Origin of the sequence: Coprococcus sp. RTP21281st1_F1_RTP21281_210402 (assembly GCF_040915325.1) — a bacterium.
GTDB classification, from domain to species: domain Bacteria; phylum Bacillota; class Clostridia; order Lachnospirales; family Lachnospiraceae; genus Coprococcus; species Coprococcus aceti.
Map to the genome: position 1 here is coordinate 256872 of NZ_JBCPDQ010000002.1, position 21098 is coordinate 277969.

Below are 21098 nucleotides of genomic sequence, written 5' to 3' on the forward strand. Positions count from 1 at the left end.
ATGGCAATGATAGTCTTTGCGTCCATTCCTTAGTCCTCCTTCTTCTTTTTTCTACCCTTAAAGCCAACAACGCCGAGAACGCCTGCACTGATAAGGGATACCGCCGCAAGGCTTACCCACAAGGCAGGATTGAAGTCATCGCCTGTTTTCGGTGTGTCGCGAAGCTCGTTGTGCATCTGAACAATCGTGGTTGCTCCGACCTTAACCGTTGCCTGCTTGTCGGCAGGGAGAATATAGCCTGCGGAAGCATTGTCGCTGACCTCAGAAACGGTGTACTCGCCAATACGCAAGCCATCAATGAAGATTTCGCCGTTTTTGTCAGTCTTAAAGGTCTGGTCATAGTCCGTACCTGTTACTCTAAAAGAGAAGCCCTCCAGTTTTCCATTAGAGGAAGTCTTAACGATTTTCAGAGAGCCTTTCTGTGCGGTGTTGATAAAGCCAACGCCTGCCTTGTTCTCTACGGCATAGGTCTTGCCGTTTTCCTCAATGGATACGCCATACACGCCTTCGTCAAGCATAAAGCCCTCTGGGGCTGTCTTTTCACGGACAAGGTATTTGCCGTATCTTAAGTCGCCCATCTGGTAAACACCTTTTTCCACTTCGCCCATTGTTCCGAGCAGCTCATCGTCCTTGTCGAGCTTTCCGTCGCCGTTCTTATCGGCATAGACCTCAAAGACCGCACCCGTCAGCTTGTTTTCAGGATAATCCTCGTCCACCTTTGTCAGCTCAATTTTGCCTGTGATATAGAAGTTGACAAGCTCGATTTCCACAACCTCGTCAACCTTTCCGATAGTAACAGGGATTTCTTCTTCGGAGAGTACAAACCCTTTCGGGCTTTCGATTTCACGGATTACCCAAGTTCCATACGGTACTTTTGCAAAAGAAAAACTACCGTCATCCGCCGATGTGGTAGTCTTAATCGCATTTTCCTTTGTAAACTCGGTTGTACCCACCTTAAAGATACCGATAACAGCACCGCCAAGAGCCTTTCCGTCCTCGTCAGACTTTTTACCGCTTACAGAGCCGTAAATCAGCTTGTTTTCAATGGCGTTGTCCTCGTTTGCCGTGATGTGGACAGTAGCGGTTTCCTGACCTGCATACTCAAAGTTTACGGGATATTTAGTATCGCTCGTAAGATAAGCTGCATTTGTCTTGATTTCCTGCACATAGTAGTTGCCAATCGGCAGGTCGCTGATTGCCTTGCCGTGACCGTTCTCATTAAGGAAGATGACCTCAATCAAACCGTCAGCAGGGATAGTCTTTCCGTCTGCGGCAGTCAGTTCCTCAGCGGCATACAAGCCAAAGGTTACATCGGCAAGCTCGCCGTTTTCGCCCACGCCGTAATCCTTGTCAATTTCAAGGGCTTTCACAAGGTCGATTTCCACACGCTGACGCTCGTTCACAAAACCTGTGGCAGTTTCCGTTACGGCGATTTCCTGACCTGCATACACAAGCTCGACGGCGTGGATTTCCTCATTCAACACCATACCGAACGGAGCTGTAACTTCTTTAACTTCGTATTTTCCGAGATACAGTTCTTTGGATTTTGCCGTACCGTCCTTGCCTGTGGTAACAGTATCCACAACCTCGCCCTTAGAAGCTCTAAGCGTTCCGTCCAGAGTATAAATATCCTCGGCAGCACGAATCTCATAGACCGCACCCTCCAGATTGCCGACAGAGAAGATAGGCTGATACAAGCCCTTGTCGCCTGCAACGGTGCTGAACATTTCGCCAGATTTGGTTACGGTAATTGTGCCTTTCTGTGCCATATTGGAGCGTACCACTTCAATAACGGTAATGCCGCTTTCTTCCTCGGAGTTCTCCTGCATTACATCAAAATAGACAGGCTCGGAGTTCAGTACATAGCCGTAAGGGGCTTGCACCTCAACCAGAGAATAGCCCTTGCCGTATTCCAAAGTCTGCGGTGTGATAAGGTCGCCGTCTGCGGTGGTGTAGAAAGTATCAATCGTTGTCACTTCTGGATAAGTGAAAGTCATAGATACAAGGCTGCCGCTTGGGTCATAAATCTGGAAGCCTGCCCCTGCATACGGGATTGTCTTTCCCGTTTCTGCATCTTTCTTGACAATCTTGATATAGCTCTCAAAGTTTGCGTTGTTGATAAGGTAGCGGTAAGTCTGACCGTCCTGATTGATAAATACATCGAAAGGCTTCATCAGCTCTCGACCCTCCCAACCAGAGGTCTGCTTCACGGTATAAATGCCGTATGGCATATCCTTACTCTGGGCAAAGCCGTTTTCATCGCAGGTGAGCATATCACGCTCAGTTTCCTTTGCCGCTTCATAGCTGCCTGCGGCTTTCAGATAAACCTCAAAAACAGCCCCTTCTTCGGGTGTTTCAATCTGTGTTTCGCCGTTGTCAGTGTGTTTGATAATGGAAATGTTACCCTTAATGACCTGTTCATTCACGGCGTTTTCCGTGCTGTTCAGCTCTACGGTATAAAGCTCTGGCTCTGCACCGACCTTATGAATAGTGGTGTCGAGCAGATAACCCTCGGACGGGCTGATTTCTCGGATAGTCCAGTCATTGTCACAAATATAATACTTGGTCGTAAACTGACCGTTTGCATCGGTAGTATAAGTGTCAATGAGTTCTTCGCCCTTGTAAATGCCATACACCGCACCTGCAAGGGAAGCGTCGCCCTGCGGCTTGCCTGTTTCCGCATCGGTCTTTGTGACCGTCACATTGAATTTTTTGAGAATGTTGTGGAAGCTGCGGTTTGTGACCTTGTTCCATTCAATCGGTGCGGTCTGGGAAGCAGGAACGACATAGCGGATTGCGGTATCGACTTCTTCTAAGGTGTAAGGAGTGTTGCCGCTGATAAGGACATTTTCAAACTTTGCAACGCCCTTTGCATTGGTTACGGCATATTCATCAACGGGATAACCGCTAAGGGAAGTGCCGTAAAGGTGGAATTTCACGCCCTCAACCAGATTATCCTCGGAAGTTTTAACCACTTCAAGGCTTCCACGCTTTAAAACATTACTGAAAGTGACGGTTGTGGTCTTGCCGCCGATAAGGGTAACGGTCTGGGTCTGCTGCGGCTCATATTTATCAATCGCCTGTTCCGTAATGGTGTAGGTGTCAGGCACTAAACCTGCTACGGTAATATTGCCGTTCTTGTCGGTCTTGACCGTCTGATTAAAGTCCTTGCCCTTAATGGTAAACTGGATACCTTCTACAACACCGTCCTCGGAAGTCTTTTTCAGGGCAATCGTGCCTGTCGGGGTTTCCACATTGATATAAGCGGCTACGGTATCGGCATTTTCAACGCCTGTTACCAAGTCCTGCAAGTTCGGGTCGCCGTATGCAATCAGCTTTGCACTACTGCTGACTGTCGGCACATTGTTTCTTGTTGCGGTAATGCGTACCGTACCGTCAAAGGCTTTAGCAGAGCTGATAGTCAGCTTGTTGCCAGATTTCGACACGCTTACCTTACTGTCAGAGCTTGAAAAGGCATAATCGGAAAGAACACCGTTGCTGTCCGTAAAGGTCAGCGTATATTTGCCATCCTTATAGGCAAGCTCCTTTGTGATGCCGTTTTTACTGCCCGACATAAAGCTCGGAATAGTATGATGCCCACTCATCAGCGAAACAATCTGGTCGTATGCCGCCTTTGCTCCGCTGTTAGCATAGTTAGAGCCAAAATGCAGGCTGTAAACCTTGTCGTTTGTCTTGCTAAATGGGCCTGTAGCTTCACGGCAGCCCGTGACAAACTCCCATACAAGGGTCTGTGTCGCAACCCACTTCTCATCATCGCTTCCTGTAAGGTTACTGCGGTTGCCCTGATACCCGTAGAGCAGGGCAAGCCCGACTGCCTTTTTCTGATTGGCAGAAAGGGCGTTCCAAGTGTCCGAAGATGCCTGTTTCAAGGTGTTGCCTGTTTTCAGCGGTACACCCGGCTGAATACAAAAGGCGTTTTCTCCGTCCACAAACATACGGTACTTATAGTTTCCCGTGCCGCCTGCGGTATGACCGTCAAAGGTTGCACTCGAATTGTATCTCATAGCATTGCCGCTGCTGTCGTAGGTGTGGCTAAAGGAAATCGTACCGATGTCACCCGCTGCAAACGCCGTCGTTGCAGGCAAAATCGACAATGCCGTGACCGCAGCCATAAGAGTAGCCGCAGCCTTTTTGAATAATCCGCGAATTTTCATCGCTTACCTCCTGATAATGTTGATATTGAAAATTTCCCTTACTAACCGAAAAAGCTGCCCTGTATCGGACAGCTTATAGTTTTTCTTTTTTCGGATAGTTTTGGTAGTAGTTAAGGGGGTGAGGTGTGGAGAGGGGGAAGCCGAAAAAATGGCTATCCTCCGCATAGACAGACCCCTCCCTCGGTGTGTGGCTTACCTTTCGTGAGCCTTGCTTCGTTGCAGGTGGCGGTTGTAAAACTCCAACGCCTTAACAACAAAATCTGTTTCCTGCCCTCTAGGGACATTCTTTGGAATGAGCTTGGTTATCCTTTCATCACGGAAGGCAGGCTTTTCTTTTTGGTTCGGCTTTTCTTCCTCCATAACGCTCTGGATAACCTCGTCCGTCAGCTTTCCGTCCTGCATAAACTTTTTCATTTTGATAGCCTGTGCAAGTGACGGGGTAGCATCGTTGTACTGTATCGCTTCAAGCAGGGTGTATTGCTGTTCCTCGGACAGATAGGAGATTTCCACCGCAGGGCGAAAAGCAATCTGCCTGTCGTCCACCATTTGCAGGATTTCAGGAACAAGCTCGGTCAATCGGATAAAACGACGGATTTGGTCTTTACTTTCTCCGACAAGTTCGCCTAATTCCTCGTCCGACCTGCCTTTTGAGAAATTAGTCGCCATTGGCGACGCATTTTCTTTCGGCGGTCTGCCTGCTTGCCGCTTCATAGCTTCAAGCCGCATCTTATAAGCAAAGGCTTTCTCACTCGGTAAAATCGTTGACCTCTGCAAGTTGCTTTCCACCATTATAATAATGGCTTCATCACGGGTCAGCTCCTTAACCTCGCATTTAAGCGTGTTAAGCCCTGCAAGCTCACAAGCCTTTTTACGCCTGTGACCGCTAATAAGCTCATACCGTCCGTCCTCTTTGACCCGCACGGTAGCAGGGGTCATAATACCATTTCGCTTGATACTATCGACAAGCTGTTCCATATCCTCGTCCATCAAAACCTTAAATGGGTGGTCTGGAAACTCGTCAATCTCTGCAATCGGTATATCCCTGATTTTACTTAGCTTTGCTTCCTCACGGCTCTCGTCCGTCTGGAAAAGGTCATCGTATGCAGTCAGCTCGATTTTGCTTTCTCTGCTTCTCGCCAATATCTGCCACCTCCTTTCCAAACTGTTCATAAGCTGCGGCTACCTTACCGCTTTTGTCATAGGCAAAAATGCTCTTGCCCTCTGCGGTAGCTTCCACCGCACGGATAGAATGAGGGATTTCCGTATCAAATACCTTAATCCTCTGCCCGTAAGCACTCTTAACGGTTGCGGTAATCTCCTTAGAAATGTTGGTGCGTGGCATTACCATTGTCATAAGGATACCGTCTATCCGCAGCTTGGGGTTGATTTGCCGCTTGACCATTGACACCGAGCGAAGCAAAAGCTCTAAACCTTTGGCAGAAAGATAGTGGGGCTGTGTGGGAATAATCACGCTGTCAGCCGCCGCTAGAGCATTGATAGTTATCATTCCGAGAGAGGGCATACAGTCGATAAGCACATAGTCGTAATTCTTCCTGACCTCATTCACATAGGTTTTCAGAACACTCTCACGGCTCATCGCATTGATAAGCCTGACCTCAAAGCCTGACAGCTCAATGTTGGACGGGAGCAGGTCAACGTCCTCGCTGTGGTGCAGGATACCTCCAGAAGCATCAAAAGATTTATCGTCTATGATGTTCTGCATTATGGTGGAGAGTGTGACAGGAATATCGTCTGGTCTGTTGTAGCCCAGAGCCATTGTGAGATTAGCCTGTGCATCGGCATCAATGAGCAAAACTTTCTTGCCCTGCTTTGCCAGACCTACGCCCAGATTGACCGCCGTGGTTGTCTTTCCGACACCGCCTTTCTGATTAGTCAGAGCAATCACTTTGCAATTTGACATAGGTGCGTCCTCCTTTCGCATTTATTTAGCCGCTTTGTCAAGGCGGCTATGTAACCATATCAGAGAACGCAAAAAAGCCGCTTACTCTTAAAAATCAATAAGAATAAGCGGCTCGGTGTAATGTGCCTTAGACATATTCAATTTTCATTCTCTTAACAGGAGCGTTGGCGACTTTGAATATTAGCTCGTCAACACAGTCTGTATATCTGCCCTGCTGTATGAGCTGATTTTTCAGCTCCACAAGGCTATGTATAACTATCTGCCGTTCGTGGCTATCCAAATATGCGTGATAGGTTTTATCTCTCATAATTGTCACCGTCCTTTCTTGACTTAATTATATCTGTAAGCAAAGGAAAGGACAAATCTGCAAATCAGGGCAAAAAATAGGCGTACCACTATTTCTAATGATACGCCTGTACGATTAGATAATTTCAAAATGTTTCAAGGCATCTTTTATCGCTTCTACCTTTTCTGGTGTTGGGTGTTTCCTCGGTTGTTTCAATTCCTCTACCGCATTAGGAGCATCATACATCGGCAACCCTAAATCTCGTTTTACTTCTGCGATATATGCGGTATGTACTTTGAAGCCGTATTTTTCTTCTATGTACTCCTTAATCATCTTGTAGGTTACTCGCTCTTTTGGCTTGTAGCTTTCTGCTCTTTTTTCGATATTATCAAGAGGAATTTTGCCCTCACCCTCGCCAAACTCCACTTTTACATTGATTACGCTGTCTGGTTTTTTGTGGGAAAGAAGTACGACCGTCTCCACATGCCCGCTATGGCAAAACTGATCCACGACCGCCACCTTCTTCGCCACATACCCCTTCTCCTGAAGTATTTTCACATCCCTAGCCAGGGTTGCCGGGTCGCAGCTCACGTAGACGATACGTTCCGGCGCCATATGGACCAGAGTATCCAGAAGAACCTGATCACAGCCCTTTCGTGGTGGGTCTACGACCACGACGTCCGCGTGGGAGCCGTCGCCACCTTTCTTATATATATCTGTAACGACTTCCTCTGCCTTGCCGACAAAGAACTCGGCATTTGTGATCCCGTTGATCTCGGCGTTGTGTCTTGCATCATCTATAGCCTGTGGAACGATCTCCACTCCGTATACCTTCTTTGCCTTCTGTGCGAGGAACAAGGATATGGTTCCTATTCCGCAGTACATATCCCACACAGTCTCGTCGCCTGACAGATCCGCATACTCCAAAGCCTTGTTGTACAGGACATTTGTCTGGACAGGATTTACCTGATAGAAGGACAATGGGGATATCTGATATTTGATGTCACCGATATAGTCCGTGATGTATGACTGTCCCCAGAGGGTTATGCACTTATCACCGAGTATACGGTTCGTATTCTCCATGTTGACATTCAGGCAAATGGATGTCATGCCGTCTATCTTAACCAGTTCATCTATCAAAATCTCACTGTGCGGAAGCTTGTTGCCATTTGTCACCAGACACACCATGATCTCCTTGGTGGTAAATCCAACTCTGATAAGGATATGTCTGACCAGACCTCTTCCAGTCTCCTCGTCGTAGGTCGATATGTGATTGTCCTCAATGAAGCTTCTGACAATAGCAACTATTTTGTCATTCACTGGCGCACCGATGGCACAGCTCTCTGTGTCTATGATGTCGTGGCTTCTTCCAGCGTAGAATCCGATGACAACATTGCCATTCTTGTCTCTGCCGACAGGGAATTGGGCCTTATTCCTGTAGTGGAATGGATTGTTCATGCCGTAGGCTGGCTTTTCCATGATGGCTTCCACGTTCTCCATCTTGCCGATTCTCTGCAGACAGTTCTTCACCTTGTTCCACTTGTATTCGAGCTGCTGCTCATAGGAAACCTGCTGCATGGTGCATCCGCCGCATCGTTTCGCCTTGTCGCACACCGGCTCCACGCGGTATGGCGATGGTGTGATGAGCTTCATCAATCTTCCGTAGGCTATGTTCTTCTTCACCTTGACGATCTTTACCTCCGCCAGATCGCCCACCACGGCATCCTTGACAAATACAGTCATGCCCTGAACGTGTCCAATGCCCTCTCCGTCATTGCCCATGTCCTCGATGAGCACTTGGTAATCCTCATTCTTGACGAGCGTGACTTCACCAGTATTTGCCGCATCCGTTCCGGATGTTCTAACAACTGAACTGGCATTATTCACTGCCTCCATGGTATTTTTTCTCTGCATACCATTTACTCGTCTATTGTTCTTAGGTCTCCTATTGTTCCTAATATCTGACATATACTATCTCTCTTCCTATTGCCGTTATTAATTATCCGACGTCTTCCTTATATTAGACTGCAATGCTCTGTTGAAGCCCAGCCAGCCATTGTTGTCCTTTGCCGCATCCAGCTCCTGGATAAATGTCTGGATCTTGGCGTCTGTGTTGTCCGCCATGGACAGTGCCAGAGCCTCGATGAGTGCCGGCTTCTTTGGTGAGCCGTACTCAAGCTCCCCGTGGTGAGCCAGTATGCAGTGCTCCAGCTCATTTGCCGCCTTTGCAGGGAAATTGTCTATGGTATTGATCTTATCGCGTATCATCATCGTTCCCATGACTATGTGTCCCAGAAGCTGACCTGCGTCTGTGTAGTCGTTCTCAGGGAACTTGGAGATCTCGTAGACCTTGCCAATGTCGTGGAGAAGTGCCGCTGTGATCAGCAGATCCCTGTTGAGCACCGGATAATATGTGGTGTAGTAGTCACACATCTTGGCAACTGCCAGTGAGTGCTCCAAGAGGCCTCCTATGTATCCATGGTGTATAGATTTTGCCGCTGAATGATTCTTGAATTCCTTGACAAATGCAGGATCCTCGGCGAAGAATTTCTTCAGAAGCACCTTGTAATAATCCTTGTCGAGTGATTCCACGAGAGCCATAAGATCCTTGTACATCTGCTCTATATCTTTCTTGGTACACGGCATATAATCAGCCTCTGAGTATTCTCCCTCATCTGCAATACGAATCTTCTTGATATTGAGCTGAAGCTCATTGTTAAATGATGTGACCTGACCATCCACCTTGATAAAGTTCTTTGACTCAAAGTGTCCTATCGCATTGCTCAGCTCCCAGACCTTTCCGGCTATACTTCCTGTCTTATCCACAAGTTCCAGGTTGTAGTATGTCTTTCCGGATTTTGTAGTTCCTGTCTGCTTGTTCTTGCAGAGATAGACATTTGATATCATGTCGCCTTCATTGAAATCTGTTATAAATACCATTTTTCTTTCCTCTTTCTATGCTTAATTATTATTGTATGCTTTAATTTTAATCATATATAAGAATACAATAGGCGGTTGTGAAAATCCAGTATTTACTGAACATTTCCACAACCGCCTATATTACTATATTCCCCCACATCACATCTTATCATACTCATGAAGCTTATCTGAAGCAGCCTTCCCATTCTTCCGTGATTCTTCCCTGTCAAGCTTTCTCACTCCAAACAGCCCCTTGATGACAAATGCGATTCCAACGCACAGTGTTCCAAGAATAAGTGTAAGCTCAAGTCCTGACATATATCTCAGTGAAACATTCAGTGAGATTATGATGCATACAAAGAATGCTATACAAAGTCCTGTGAACACAAGTCCTGTTCCCATGTTCGGCTTAACCAGAAGTGCGATAAATGCGATGACCAACAGTACAATAAAGATTCCTCCAATATTCACACCACCACCTATACGAAACAGTGAACTTAAAAGTCCCCAGTCGGACACGACGACATTCTTAAGAAACATCACACCGCCTGCTATCATCAATACTATCCCCAACAAAAACTGCAATAACTCTTTCATAACCTGTCTTCTCCTCTTCTTTTTGTAATACGTAACTCTCTCTTTGTCTTAAGTCATATATCGCTTTATTTTTCCCAGATCAAACTGTATTTTATAATATCAGCTTTGTGTTTCTCCCGCAACCACAGCCGCTGAATTAATCAGGGAAAATGTGCCTATTTCTACACCTGCAATATGTTGACGCTCTATAATTATAAGGGGTATAATCAATTATGTATGTGTAGAATTAGAGACTTTATGTATATTTAATTATGCTTTTCATGCACTTATCATGTTTAGTACCTATCCGATTCAAAATCTACATATTATATACATAAAATATAGAACACGACATTAAAAACAAATAAGGAACACTGAAAATGAATCTAAGAACATTAAGAGTTATAGAATACAACAAAATAGTTGAGATGCTGACAACATTTGCCTCATCACCCATGGCGAAGAGGAAGTGTCAGCGCATAAAGCCCCGCAAGGATCTCGCCATGATCGAGACGCTCCAGCAGGAGACAAGGGATGCCTTAAGGCGTCTGAACACCCAGGGCAATCTGTCATTTGCAGGACTTAAAGATATCGGGGCATCTCTAAAGAGACTTGAGGTCGAGGGTATCCTCACCACCGCTGAGCTGCTTGATGTGGCCAGCATGCTTGACCTGGCAGCCACCGCCAAGAGATACGGCGAGAACGAGGGCACCAGCATGACCGATACGAGAAGGCGCAGTCAAGAGCAGATCGAGGAAGAGAAAGCTTCCAACAAGATGCTCGGGCTCAGCATGAACCCGGATGGCACCACGTGCCCGGACAGCCTGCGCACGAGATTTCTGGAGCTCATGCCACTGGAGCATCTCTCCAGGGAGATCCACAGATGCATAATTTCTGAAAACGAATTCGCCGATGACGCTTCATCAGGTCTCAAGGCAGTGAGAAGGAACAAGCGCCTGACAAATGAAAAGCTGCACAACCAGCTTGCAAAGCTTGTCAGCGATACCAGCAAGCAGACCATGTTCCAGGATAACCTGGTAACCATGAGAAATGGCAGATACTGTATACCGGTCAAAGCCGAGTACAAGAACCATTTTCCCGGTATGATACACGACCAGTCGTCAACCGGTGCCACAGTGTTCATCGAACCTATGGCCATCGTGAACCTGAACAACGAGCTGAAGGAGCTGGACAATCAGGAGCTTGCCGAGATCGAGAAGATACTTGAATCACTCTCCGCCCAGACAGCGGCTGAGATAGAATATATCAAATACGACTTCGACACTCTGGCAGAACTGGACTTTATATTCGCAAGGGCATCATTTGCAAGAAGCTACAAGGGAACCGAACCGATATTCAACACCGATGGGATTGTCGATATAAAGCAGGGAAGACATCCGCTGCTGGAGAAGCACACCGTCGTACCTGTGGACATCAAACTGGGTGAGGACTACAACCTCCTCATCGTGACCGGTCCTAACACCGGTGGTAAGACGGTATCACTTAAGACTCTGGGACTCTTCTCACTCATGGGACAGTCCGGACTTCATATTCCGGCACTTGACGGTTCAAGACTGAATGTATTTGACGACGTATTTGCCGATATCGGAGATGAGCAGAGTATAGAACAGAATCTGTCCACCTTCTCATCCCACATGAGCAACATCGTGTACATACTGGATCACGTAACTCCAGGCAGTCTGGTCCTCTTCGACGAGCTGGGCGGCGGTACGGACCCTATAGAGGGTGCAGCACTTGCCATCGCCATCCTGTCACATCTGAACAACATGGGTGTCAGATGTATGGCGACCACACACTACAGTGAGCTCAAGACATTTGCCATGAGCACACCGGGTGTCGAGAATGCAAGCTGCGAATTTGACGTGGCAACACTCCAGCCGACATATAAACTGATGATCGGTATTCCTGGAAAGTCAAATGCTTTCGCCATAGCGAAGAAGCTTGGAATCGACGATAGCATCATCGAGAGCGCCAAGGCCAATATCGACAGCGATACAGTTGACTTTGAAACCCTGATTGCGGATCTTGAGAGAAGCAAGAGGGAGATTGAACAGGACAAAGCCGACATTGCAAGACTCAAGGAGGATGCAAAGCAGCTTCAGGAGCGTGCACAGATGAAAGACTCTGAGCTCTCCGACAAGAAAGCCGAGATTCTGGCAAAGGCACGTCAGGAGGCATCCGAGATCATAGAGGAGGCGAAGGCTGAGGCCGATGCCGCCATCAGGAAATACAACAAATGGACCACTAACCCGGCAAAGGCCGATGCAAAAGCGATGGAGGCCGAGAGACAGAAGCTCCGCGCGAAGATCAACGACCTCGGCAAGATGAACGAGGAGAAGCGCAAGACAGTGAAGTCAGACCACAAGGCATCTGACTTCAAGGTTGGCGATACAGTACATGTCATCAGCATGGATTCTGAGGGAACCATCACCGCACTGGCTGACTCCAAGGGCAAGCTCAAGGTCCAGATGGGCATAATAAGCGCATCTCTTCCACCTACAGATCTCCTGTTGGTTGAGCACGAGAAGAAGAAGCCGCAGAAGGCCACAGTCACAGGTGGCAAGAGCATGAACAGGATGATGAATATCAAGCCTGAGATAAATGTACTCGGTATGACGGTCGACGAAGCCACATCACTTGTGGATAGATTCCTTGATGATGCCCTTATGGCACATCTGCACAGAGTCACCATCATCCACGGAAAAGGCACCGGTGCTCTTCGAAAGGGAATACATCAGTTCCTGAAATCACAGCCACATGTCAAGTCCTTCCGTCTCGGAGAATTCGGAGAGGGTGATGCGGGAGTCACCATAGTGGAACTTTAAAATAATGCTTCAACAATGAAATCGGTGTACGCCTTCGGATTTTTTACAAACTATATTATTATAAATTTACTGGGAGGTTTATATATATGAGCAAAAATAATATTCTCATCGTTGACGACGACGAGAACATCGCAGAGCTTATATCACTCTACCTCAACAAAGAGTGTTATGAGACCGAGATAGCCGCAAGCGGAACGGAAGCTCTACAGTTATTTGAAGAATATTCGCCTGATCTGGTTCTCCTGGATGTCATGCTTCCGGGAATGGACGGCTACCAGGTGTGTACAGAGATAAGAAAGACCTCGAACACGCCTATCATCATGCTCTCTGCCAAGGGTGAGGTATTTGACAAGGTGCTGGGGCTTAAGATCGGTGCAGATGATTATATCGTCAAGCCATTTGACTCAAATGAGCTGGTGGCAAGGGTCGGCGCCCTTCTCAGAAGGTCAGCCATGACTGAGAGTGCACAGAAGCAGCCACAGAGCGCAGCTTACGATGTCACAAGTGCGGACCATGTAGGTACATTTGTGGAGTATGACGGGCTGGTCGTAAATATCTCCAACTACACTGTAACCTTTGAGGGACACAATCTCGAGATGCCGCCAAAGGAGCTGGAGATCCTCTACTTCCTCGCCAGCAGACCAAATCAGGTATTTACCAGAGAGCAGCTTCTGGACAAGCTGTGGGGATACGAGTATGTGGGCGACACGAGGACCGTGGATGTACATATCAAGAGACTTCGTGAGAAGCTGAACAACAATCATAACTGGAGCATTGCCACTGTATGGGGCATAGGCTACAAGTTTGAATGGAGATCATAATGAAGAAAACAGCATTTGACAAGATCGTGGTCGGATTCGTAGTGCTGGTTGTGATCATATTTGCACTGCTCATGGTGTACAGTATATCAACAGCACAGAATTCTGTTCTCTCAGAGCGCAAATCCACCATGAAGAACGAGATCACAATGCTTGCCGATGGCGCCATGACTGATTACAGCAACGGAACCATTGACAGCAAGGAATTATACAAGGAGCTTCAACATGCGGCGGATACCCTGGACATGGGAATCTGGCTCACCGATGAACGCAGCAACATTATTTTCAGGTCGGGAAGCTCTTCAGGAAGCAGTGAATCCGGTGGGTCTTCCAAGGATTCAGATTCACACAGCAGCACAAATGACAACCTCAAGAATTATGTGGAACCGGATGAATTGTTTGCATCATTCTGCTTCGAGGATACATTTGGCGGCTATTTCTCGGAGGACACTCTGGTGATCGGCCAGCCTCTCTACTCGTGGAACAATTACATGGGAACTATCATCCTGACATCACCTATGACATTCAAGCAGGATATAAAGAGCAGGATGCTTTCAACGACATTTGTGCCATTCCTGATCCTCATGCTGATCGCCATGATCGCGCTTATGCTCATGTCAAACAGCCTGCTCAAGCCTATACGTGAGATCATCAAGACGTCCAAGTCATACGCCCAGGGTAACTTCAATGCCAGGGTAAATGTGACCGCGAAGAACGAATTCGGCGAACTTGCGAGATACATGGAGGAGATGGCAGATGAGCTGAGCCGTTCAAATGAGTACAGGAAGTCATTTATATCAAATATATCCCATGACTTCAGATCGCCACTCACATCCATCAAGGGTTACATAGAGGCCATGCTGGACGGCACTATTCCACTGGAAAAGCATGAGAAGTACCTCGGCATAGTGTTAAATGAGGCACAGAGACTGACCAAGCTGACACAGGGACTTCTGGAGCTGAACAACTTTGACTCATTTGACCTGCAGCTTGACAAGTCCAACTTCGATATCAGGGATATCATCACACCGACCATCAACACATTTGAGAAAAGGTGCAAGGACAGGGGAATTTTCCTGGACAGCGTCTTTCTCACGGACAACACCGTGGTATATGCCGACAGGACCAAGATACAGCAGGTTATATACAATCTGGTTGACAACGCCATAAAGTTCACTCCTGAGGGCAGGCAGATCAGGGTTCAGGTGACTGAGAAAGACAACAAGATATATACAAGCGTCAAGGATGAAGGCGTGGGAATTCCAAAGGATGCCCAGAAGAAGGTATTTGAGAGATTCTACAAGACAGATCCAAGCCGTGGCAAGGACAAGACCGGAACCGGACTGGGACTGGCCATAACCAAGGAGATCATCAAGGCTCACGGCGAGCAGATCACCCTCACATCCGAGGAGGGCGAGGGAAGCGAATTTATCTTCTCCCTTCCTAAGGAGAAGGATATGCAGGTGCCTATCAAGCCTGTGCATGTCGAGCACACTGAACACCACTCCGATACAGACATATCATCGTCCGGCGTGAAGAGCAATGGCAAATTCAGGATCAAGGATTCATAACATATCGCAGAATATTAAAGCCCGGGTATTACCCCAGAGAATGTCTCTGTTGTAATACCCGGGCTCTATTTATTTCACTTTACATTTTCTACCATCTATCCACACATTTTTCACCTGTGAAACATCTATCGGCTTAGTGAAGTTCAACTCCATTCTCTGTATGCCGTCGCCATCACCGGTCTTGCCGATTCCATATACTACATCTTTTAATTTTTTATTGTCTGTCATCTCAATTATTATATTCTCCAGCGATTCATCATCGACCGCCGCATTTTCAGCAATGTCAATGGTTATGCCCTTTGTATTTATTGTACATTTTTCAATGCCATCTATGCCGGATACATCCACACTATGTCCCTGCATATCATCCTGAACCTTAAACTGTAAGGTCCAAGGGCCATCCACCTCGTCTGCTACATAGGCGACCGCGCCATCACTTGATTTATTTTTGTTGAACAGGGTAATGCTGTTACATCTCATGGTGATTACATCCCCCACCTTGTATGCATTTTTCTTTTTTAACTTGTATACAATATCAGACATTGTCTGCTTGTTCGTGAGCGAGATTCCATCGCCAGGAGCCGTGCTGCCCGCATATTCACTGACGATGTTCGCACCGCCTTCTATTATCTGCATCTGAGTATCAAAGCTCTCATATTTTTCTGTGTCAAAGTCATCGTATGTAATCACCATCGCAATGTTGACCTGATCGCCATCCACTGCTACCTTCTTCAGATCAAAGCTTACTTTTGCATCGGACTCGGTTATCACCTTTACACTGCCCTTATACTCGTTATTTATGTAGCTCTCGTCCACATATTTTGATGGAATAACACTTCCTGTCTCCCTGCTCAGGCTGTCAAAAAACCATGCCAGCGAGCCGTTCTCTGCCGCATATGTCAGTCCGCCTCCCGACAGGATCAGAACAGCCGCCACTGCCGCTGCCGCCGTCTTCCATCCATGATTTCTTCCGGTTTTCCTCGCCTTCACCTTGTGCCTGAGCCTCTTCACACAGGCATCCTTCTCTTCATCCGACATATCCATGGTCTCAATGTCCACATTTACATCGTTCATAACATCATATACATTTCTGTCTTTTCCGTTTTTCATGATCATTCACCGCCTTTATACTTGTTTCAATCGACTTCTTGCTCTGGACATTCTGCTGTAGATAGATGATGAAGATACCCCATAATCTTCCGCTATCTCATCTACACACTGGTCATCCCAGTAGTACCTCAGAATGATGTCCCTGTCTTCATCCGACAGACCACTCAGCAGCTTTTCCATGCTGTCCGATATATCCTCATCGAGTATCTCCAGCAGGTTGTCATTTGCAAGCTTGCTCTCATAGTCTGCTATGTCTTCCTCCGAACATCTTCTGCTGTATCTTCTCAGATAATCTATGGATCTGAATCTTGCAATTGCCGTTATCCAGCTTCTGAACGAGCCTTTGCTCTCGTCAAATCTGTCTATATTGTTCCATACATCCAGAAACACATCGTCCATGCACTCTTCAATTTCCTCCGGCATGCCCGAAAGATTCTTGTACACAGCGGCTTTCACCTGCCCGCCATATTCCTGAACCACAAACTCCAGAGCTTTCTCATTATGCCGTTTCAGCTTCGATATATAATTGTTCCTAGTTACTATATCATTCACCTCCCCGTGTGTTTCTAATATATATTCCGATCAAAATCTGTGTTTTCTTGCAGTAAAAGCGATTTTTTTATAAAAAAGCTGCCAGTTTTTTGAATTATACTGACAGCCATCTCTTTAATTATTATATTTGTTATTCATTTCCTTTACAGCCTCACCGATCTGGGCTCTGAGCTCTGTGGGATAAATGACCTCCACCGAGGTTCCATACTGCATCGCCCAGTGCGCCATCGCCTGACGGCTGCACACAAGCCGAACGTAAGTTACATCATCCTCAGTCTCCCTGAAGCCTTCGTACTGTCTGGCTATATTTTCATCGACCACATCAAAGTTTCTTCCAAACCAATCCACCACATCCGATATGGCAGCCTTTCTGACACGCATCACTATGGTCACCGGCTCATCGGCAAACATATAGATATGCTCAGCCATATGCTTTGGAAGGTTGAGTCCATGCTCCATTCCCTTTACCTCTGTGCGGTTCTTCACAGGCCTGTCAACTATCTGGACCTGTGTCATCTTATCCACTCTGTAATTCGACAGATTGTCATACTTGTCGTAATTGCAGATGAGGTAATACTTTCCGTCATTCGCCACCATCTGATACGGATTGACTACGTACGGCTCCTCCCGCCTCGGATGAAGCTTCTTGTCCTCACCATAATTATTGTAAACAAATGATATCTGCTTCTTCTCAGATATGGCATCGTCTATCATTCCCACGTTGAACAGTGTCTGCTTGTTGCTGGTGTGCTCGAGACCCGGAAGACTGCTCACATGCGTCATCTTGTTTGTAAAATATATATTTGACAGACCTGCTATCTTGTCTATGAGCTGACTTGCCTGACCAGCCGGTATGGTCTTGGAGAACAGGATACTGTCTATCATCATTCGAAGCTCTGCATCGTCAAACTCGTGGTTGTAATACCAGTTCGACGTGAGTATCTCCTTTGTGCCATCCTTCTTTTCTCGCTCAGTCTCGGTGTACTCAATGTCATAGCCATAATCCACCAGACAGTTGAGATTTGCCTTTACGGATTTTCTGTCCACAGTTATATCATAATCCTCTTTGAGCTTCGCAATGATATCCTTCTGATCCATGGTGTGGTCACAGTCCGTATATTTCTTCAGTATATCCAGAATGCATATGTTCAGCATCTTTTTTCCACTTGTAGGATACGCCATGTATATTCCCCCTCTATCACTACATGTCCCAACTAAGACGATGTAGATTTCCCGCTTCCTCTAGACCTGGGAAATCATTCTGTCTGAGTGCTTCATACAGCACTATTGCCACAGAGTTGCCCAGATTCAGTGAACGAATGTCTGGGAACATCGGAATCCTGATAGATGTATCCTTATAATCAACCAGGATCTCCTCAGGTATACCCGCGCTCTCCTTGCCGAACATGATGTATGCGTCATCCTCAAACTTCACATCTGTATACTTCTTCCTGGCTTTGGTTGTCGCCATGTATATCTTTGCTCCGGGATTCTTTGCAAGGAAATCCTCGAAATTCACATACGTTGTCACATCCAGCTTGTCCCAGTAATCAAGCCCGGCACGCTTCAGCTGTTTCTCATTTATCTGGAAGCCCAGCGGCTCTATGAGATGCAGTCTTGCGCCTGCTGCCACACATGTTCTTCCTATGTTGCCTGTATTGGCCGGGATCTCCGGCTCATGTAATACTATATTTAGCATACTACTCCTCCTATAAAAACCTTGGCGGTGTAAGAAATCTCCTCTCATCGTCGTGCACCACAACCCTATCGCTTTTTTCCGTAAGATGGCCTATGACTGAAGCCTCATATCCTGCCTCATAGAGCTTATCAGCCAGCAATTTTCCATCCGGAACTACGAAGAGTGCAGAACCACAACCATCTATCATATACGGATTATCCCCAGTGTGCTCACATATCTCTATTGTCTCCTGAAGTATCGGTATATTGTCATGACATACCTCAAGCCCGCACTTCAGCGCATCTCCCATCTCCCAGAGAGCTGCAAATACGCCGCCCCTCGATATGTCGTGTGAATATATACAGCCATGATCTAATGCTATGTCAACCTGGCCGCCAAGCAGTATAAGCTGCTCGAGCTGCTCCACAGGTCTCAGATAGCTCTCCGAATACCTCTCAAAAAGCTCCTTCTGATTATCATAATAGATCTTCAGGGTTCCACCAACACCGGTCTGTCCACACATAACTATATCCATGCCAGCCGGCCATTTCAGTCCTCGCGTACCAGCTACACCATGTCCTGTAGGCATCTGGTATCCGTGAACATCCTGATTCTGCAATTCCTGCATATCCTCGCCCTGACCTGCATGCCTTCCCATCATAGTCACACTTATAACCGGCTCAGATACAGCATTATTCACCTCGGTATGCCCCGTAATAATATCTACTCTATATTCCACACATATGCCCGCAAGCTTTCTGAGCAGTTTCTTCATGCGTCGTTCATCGTCATCAGGCATAACTATGGTATCTACTGCCGCCCATGGCATATATCCGCCAATCCTTATACTGTTGTAAAGTCTCGCTATATCAAGTCTGAGTCCCATATACCCGCTGTCACAGCACACACCAGCCGCAACATTCACGCTTTTAGCTGCGCCGGTGTCTCCGCTACCCCCATCACGCAACAAGAGCCGGGCATAGTCATCTCCTATTCCGGCTCTCGTCACATCGTCGTGGACAGTACGTGGCAGACTCTTAAGTATCGATCGCACCGTCTGGTGCTCTCCAAACTTTCCTCTCATATCTACTCTCCAATTCGACCTGTTTTCCTATTAGAATGCTGAAACTAAAAGTGTAACAACCATTGCGATACACAGAACCACAACAATTATTCTGGATACCAGTGTCTTACCTTTCTTGCTGCTAAGATCTATCATCTTTCCACACTCCTTATCAAAGTATCTTGCTCTACAAAATTAACTTAATAATAACAAAATATAAACCGTAGTTCAACAGCAATTATTTTTACAATCCCTGCCCCTTAAGGTAGTTGATAAACTGCTGTGCAGTACGTCCGCTTATGCCGCCATGTGCAAGCTCCCACTTGTTTGCCTCTGCGCAGAGCTCCTTCTCGTCCATGGTGATGTGCTCCTTCTCAGCAAGTCCCTTGACGATCTCAAAGTATTCCTTCTGTGAAGGTGCGCTGTAGCTGATCGTGACTCCGAATCTGTTGACCAGTGACAGCTTTTCCTGAATGGTATCACTCCTGTGAATACCATTGTTATTCTCCATATCATTCCTGTCGTTCCATGTCTCCTTGATGAGATGACGGCGGTTGGATGTGGCATATATAAGCACATTGTCAGGTCTGATCTCAAGTCCACCCTCGATGACAGCCTTGAGGTACTTGTACTCTATCTCAAATTCCTCAAATGAAAGATCATCCATGTATATGATAAATCTGTAATTTCTGTTCTTGATAAGCGATATGACCTGCGACAGATCCTGGAACTGATGCTTGTATATCTCTATCATACGAAGTCCTCTGTCATAGTACTCGTTGATGATCGCCTTGATCGTGGTTGACTTTCCTGTTCCACTGTCACCAAAGAGAAGTGCATTGTTCGCCTTGCGGCCCTCCACAAATGCCTCAGTGTTGTCCACGATCTTCTTCTTCTGGATCTCATATCCGATGAGGTCATCCAGCATGACATCCTCTGTGTTATTTATAGGTACAAACTCCAGATCTCCGTGCTCACGGGTGATCCTGAACGCTTTGTTGAGACCGAACATACCAACACCATATGCCTTGTAGAATGATGTAACTATATCAAATATCTGGTTCTCGTTCTCAGCCTCCTCTATGGCATTGCTGACAGCCTGAACCTTCTCACTGACATTCTTATTGTACATTCTCTCCTTCTTGCCAATAGACTTGTAATTGTTGATAGTTGAGAAACAATCTATTCCAAGTGCGCTCTCTATCTCTGAGAAATCAAAGTCGAACAGCTTCTTGAATATCCTGAAATCATTCTTGGCGAAATAATTAACGGTTCCGTCATTTGCTCCTACCTTCTCACTTGTTATACTGAATGAGTTCTCATTGGTGATGAGTATAAATGCCAGATAGTTGTGCCACAGATTCTTGTCGAATCCATAGCTGGTCGCAAGATCGAGCAGTCTCTTGATCTGATCGTATATGCGGGCACACAGCTCCGCATTCTCACACCTCTTGAGATCAAAATCCTCAAATATTCCAGACAGCTTCATAAGTATGCTGTCCTCTCCTAGATCTCTGTATAAAACCAATTTCGCTATGTCTCTGTACATGTGTATATCCTTCTTTCTGAACGGCTATATGTAT

16 protein-coding genes are annotated in these 21098 nt (G+C 46.6%); 3 read left to right on the top strand and 13 right to left on the bottom strand.

The window, feature by feature from the left end; genetic code table 11:
• Window positions 1-29 precede the first annotated feature (29 nt).
• The 7 genes from AB5150_RS03200 to AB5150_RS03230 all read right to left on the bottom strand — a co-directional run bounded on the left by AB5150_RS03200 (window position 30) and on the right by AB5150_RS03230 (window position 9898).
• Complete coding sequence (locus AB5150_RS03200) at window positions 30-4175, bottom strand: SpaA isopeptide-forming pilin-related protein (protein WP_368291187.1); 4146 nt, start codon at window positions 4173-4175, stop codon at window positions 30-32.
• Between the two features lie 192 nt (window positions 4176-4367).
• Window positions 4368-5315: a ParB/RepB/Spo0J family partition protein gene (locus tag AB5150_RS03205; protein ID WP_368291188.1), complete on the bottom strand. Its 948-nt coding sequence runs from the start codon at window positions 5313-5315 to the stop codon at window positions 4368-4370.
• Window positions 5269-6096, bottom strand: a complete 828-nt coding sequence (locus tag AB5150_RS03210; RefSeq protein WP_368291189.1) for a ParA family protein — start codon at window positions 6094-6096, stop codon at window positions 5269-5271. Before AB5150_RS03210 ends, AB5150_RS03205 begins: the two co-directional genes overlap by 47 nt.
• A 127-nt stretch (window positions 6097-6223) precedes the next feature.
• Complete coding sequence (locus AB5150_RS03215) at window positions 6224-6403, bottom strand: hypothetical protein (protein ID WP_349193699.1); 180 nt, start codon at window positions 6401-6403, stop codon at window positions 6224-6226.
• Window positions 6404-6517: 114 nt separating this feature from the next.
• Window positions 6518-8350 (bottom strand): 23S rRNA (uracil(1939)-C(5))-methyltransferase RlmD, encoded by a 1833-nt coding sequence (rlmD, locus tag AB5150_RS03220; RefSeq protein ID WP_368291190.1) that lies wholly within the window; start codon window positions 8348-8350, stop codon window positions 6518-6520.
• 27 nt (window positions 8351-8377) lie between these two features.
• On the bottom strand, window positions 8378-9322 hold the full coding sequence (locus tag AB5150_RS03225) for a 3'-5' exoribonuclease YhaM family protein (protein WP_022216953.1): 945 nt from the start codon (window positions 9320-9322) through the stop codon (window positions 8378-8380).
• A 138-nt stretch (window positions 9323-9460) separates the two neighbouring features.
• Window positions 9461-9898, bottom strand: a complete 438-nt coding sequence (locus tag AB5150_RS03230; protein WP_022216954.1) for a hypothetical protein — start codon at window positions 9896-9898, stop codon at window positions 9461-9463.
• Between the two features lie 359 nt (window positions 9899-10257).
• Between AB5150_RS03230 and AB5150_RS03235 the strand changes: the two genes are divergently transcribed.
• The 3 genes from AB5150_RS03235 (at window position 10258) to AB5150_RS03245 (ending at window position 15112) form a co-directional block, all read left to right on the top strand.
• A complete protein-coding gene (locus AB5150_RS03235) occupies window positions 10258-12723 on the top strand; it encodes an endonuclease MutS2 (protein WP_055280229.1) in 2466 nt (821 codons plus the stop codon).
• Window positions 12724-12809: 86 nt separating this feature from the next.
• Window positions 12810-13544, top strand: coding sequence for a response regulator transcription factor (locus AB5150_RS03240; protein WP_015534659.1), 735 nt, complete (start codon window positions 12810-12812; stop codon window positions 13542-13544).
• Complete coding sequence (locus AB5150_RS03245) at window positions 13544-15112, top strand: HAMP domain-containing sensor histidine kinase (protein ID WP_022216956.1); 1569 nt, start codon at window positions 13544-13546, stop codon at window positions 15110-15112. The genes AB5150_RS03240 and AB5150_RS03245 overlap by 1 nt, the downstream gene beginning before the upstream one ends.
• 69 nt (window positions 15113-15181) lie before the next feature.
• Here AB5150_RS03245 and AB5150_RS03250 read toward each other — a convergent pair whose 3' ends face one another.
• The 6 genes from AB5150_RS03250 to AB5150_RS03275 all read right to left on the bottom strand — a co-directional run bounded on the left by AB5150_RS03250 (window position 15182) and on the right by AB5150_RS03275 (window position 21064).
• Complete coding sequence (locus tag AB5150_RS03250) at window positions 15182-16222, bottom strand: hypothetical protein (RefSeq protein ID WP_055272210.1); 1041 nt, start codon at window positions 16220-16222, stop codon at window positions 15182-15184.
• Window positions 16223-16237: 15 nt separating this feature from the next.
• Entirely contained in the window at window positions 16238-16774 is a 537-nt protein-coding gene (locus AB5150_RS03255; RefSeq protein ID WP_055272207.1) for a sigma-70 family RNA polymerase sigma factor, read from the bottom strand.
• Between the two features lie 114 nt (window positions 16775-16888).
• Window positions 16889-17956: a WYL domain-containing protein gene (locus AB5150_RS03260; RefSeq protein WP_055224063.1), complete on the bottom strand. Its 1068-nt coding sequence runs from the start codon at window positions 17954-17956 to the stop codon at window positions 16889-16891.
• Between the two features lie 19 nt (window positions 17957-17975).
• On the bottom strand, window positions 17976-18473 hold the full coding sequence (trmL, locus tag AB5150_RS03265; protein WP_022216959.1) for a tRNA (uridine(34)/cytosine(34)/5-carboxymethylaminomethyluridine(34)-2'-O)-methyltransferase TrmL: 498 nt from the start codon (window positions 18471-18473) through the stop codon (window positions 17976-17978).
• Between the two features lie 10 nt (window positions 18474-18483).
• Window positions 18484-19536 (bottom strand): AIR synthase-related protein, encoded by a 1053-nt coding sequence (locus AB5150_RS03270; protein ID WP_055272205.1) that lies wholly within the window; start codon window positions 19534-19536, stop codon window positions 18484-18486.
• A 223-nt stretch (window positions 19537-19759) separates the two neighbouring features.
• Complete coding sequence (locus AB5150_RS03275; protein WP_055272202.1) at window positions 19760-21064, bottom strand: ATP-binding protein; 1305 nt, start codon at window positions 21062-21064, stop codon at window positions 19760-19762.
• Window positions 21065-21098 lie beyond the last annotated feature (34 nt).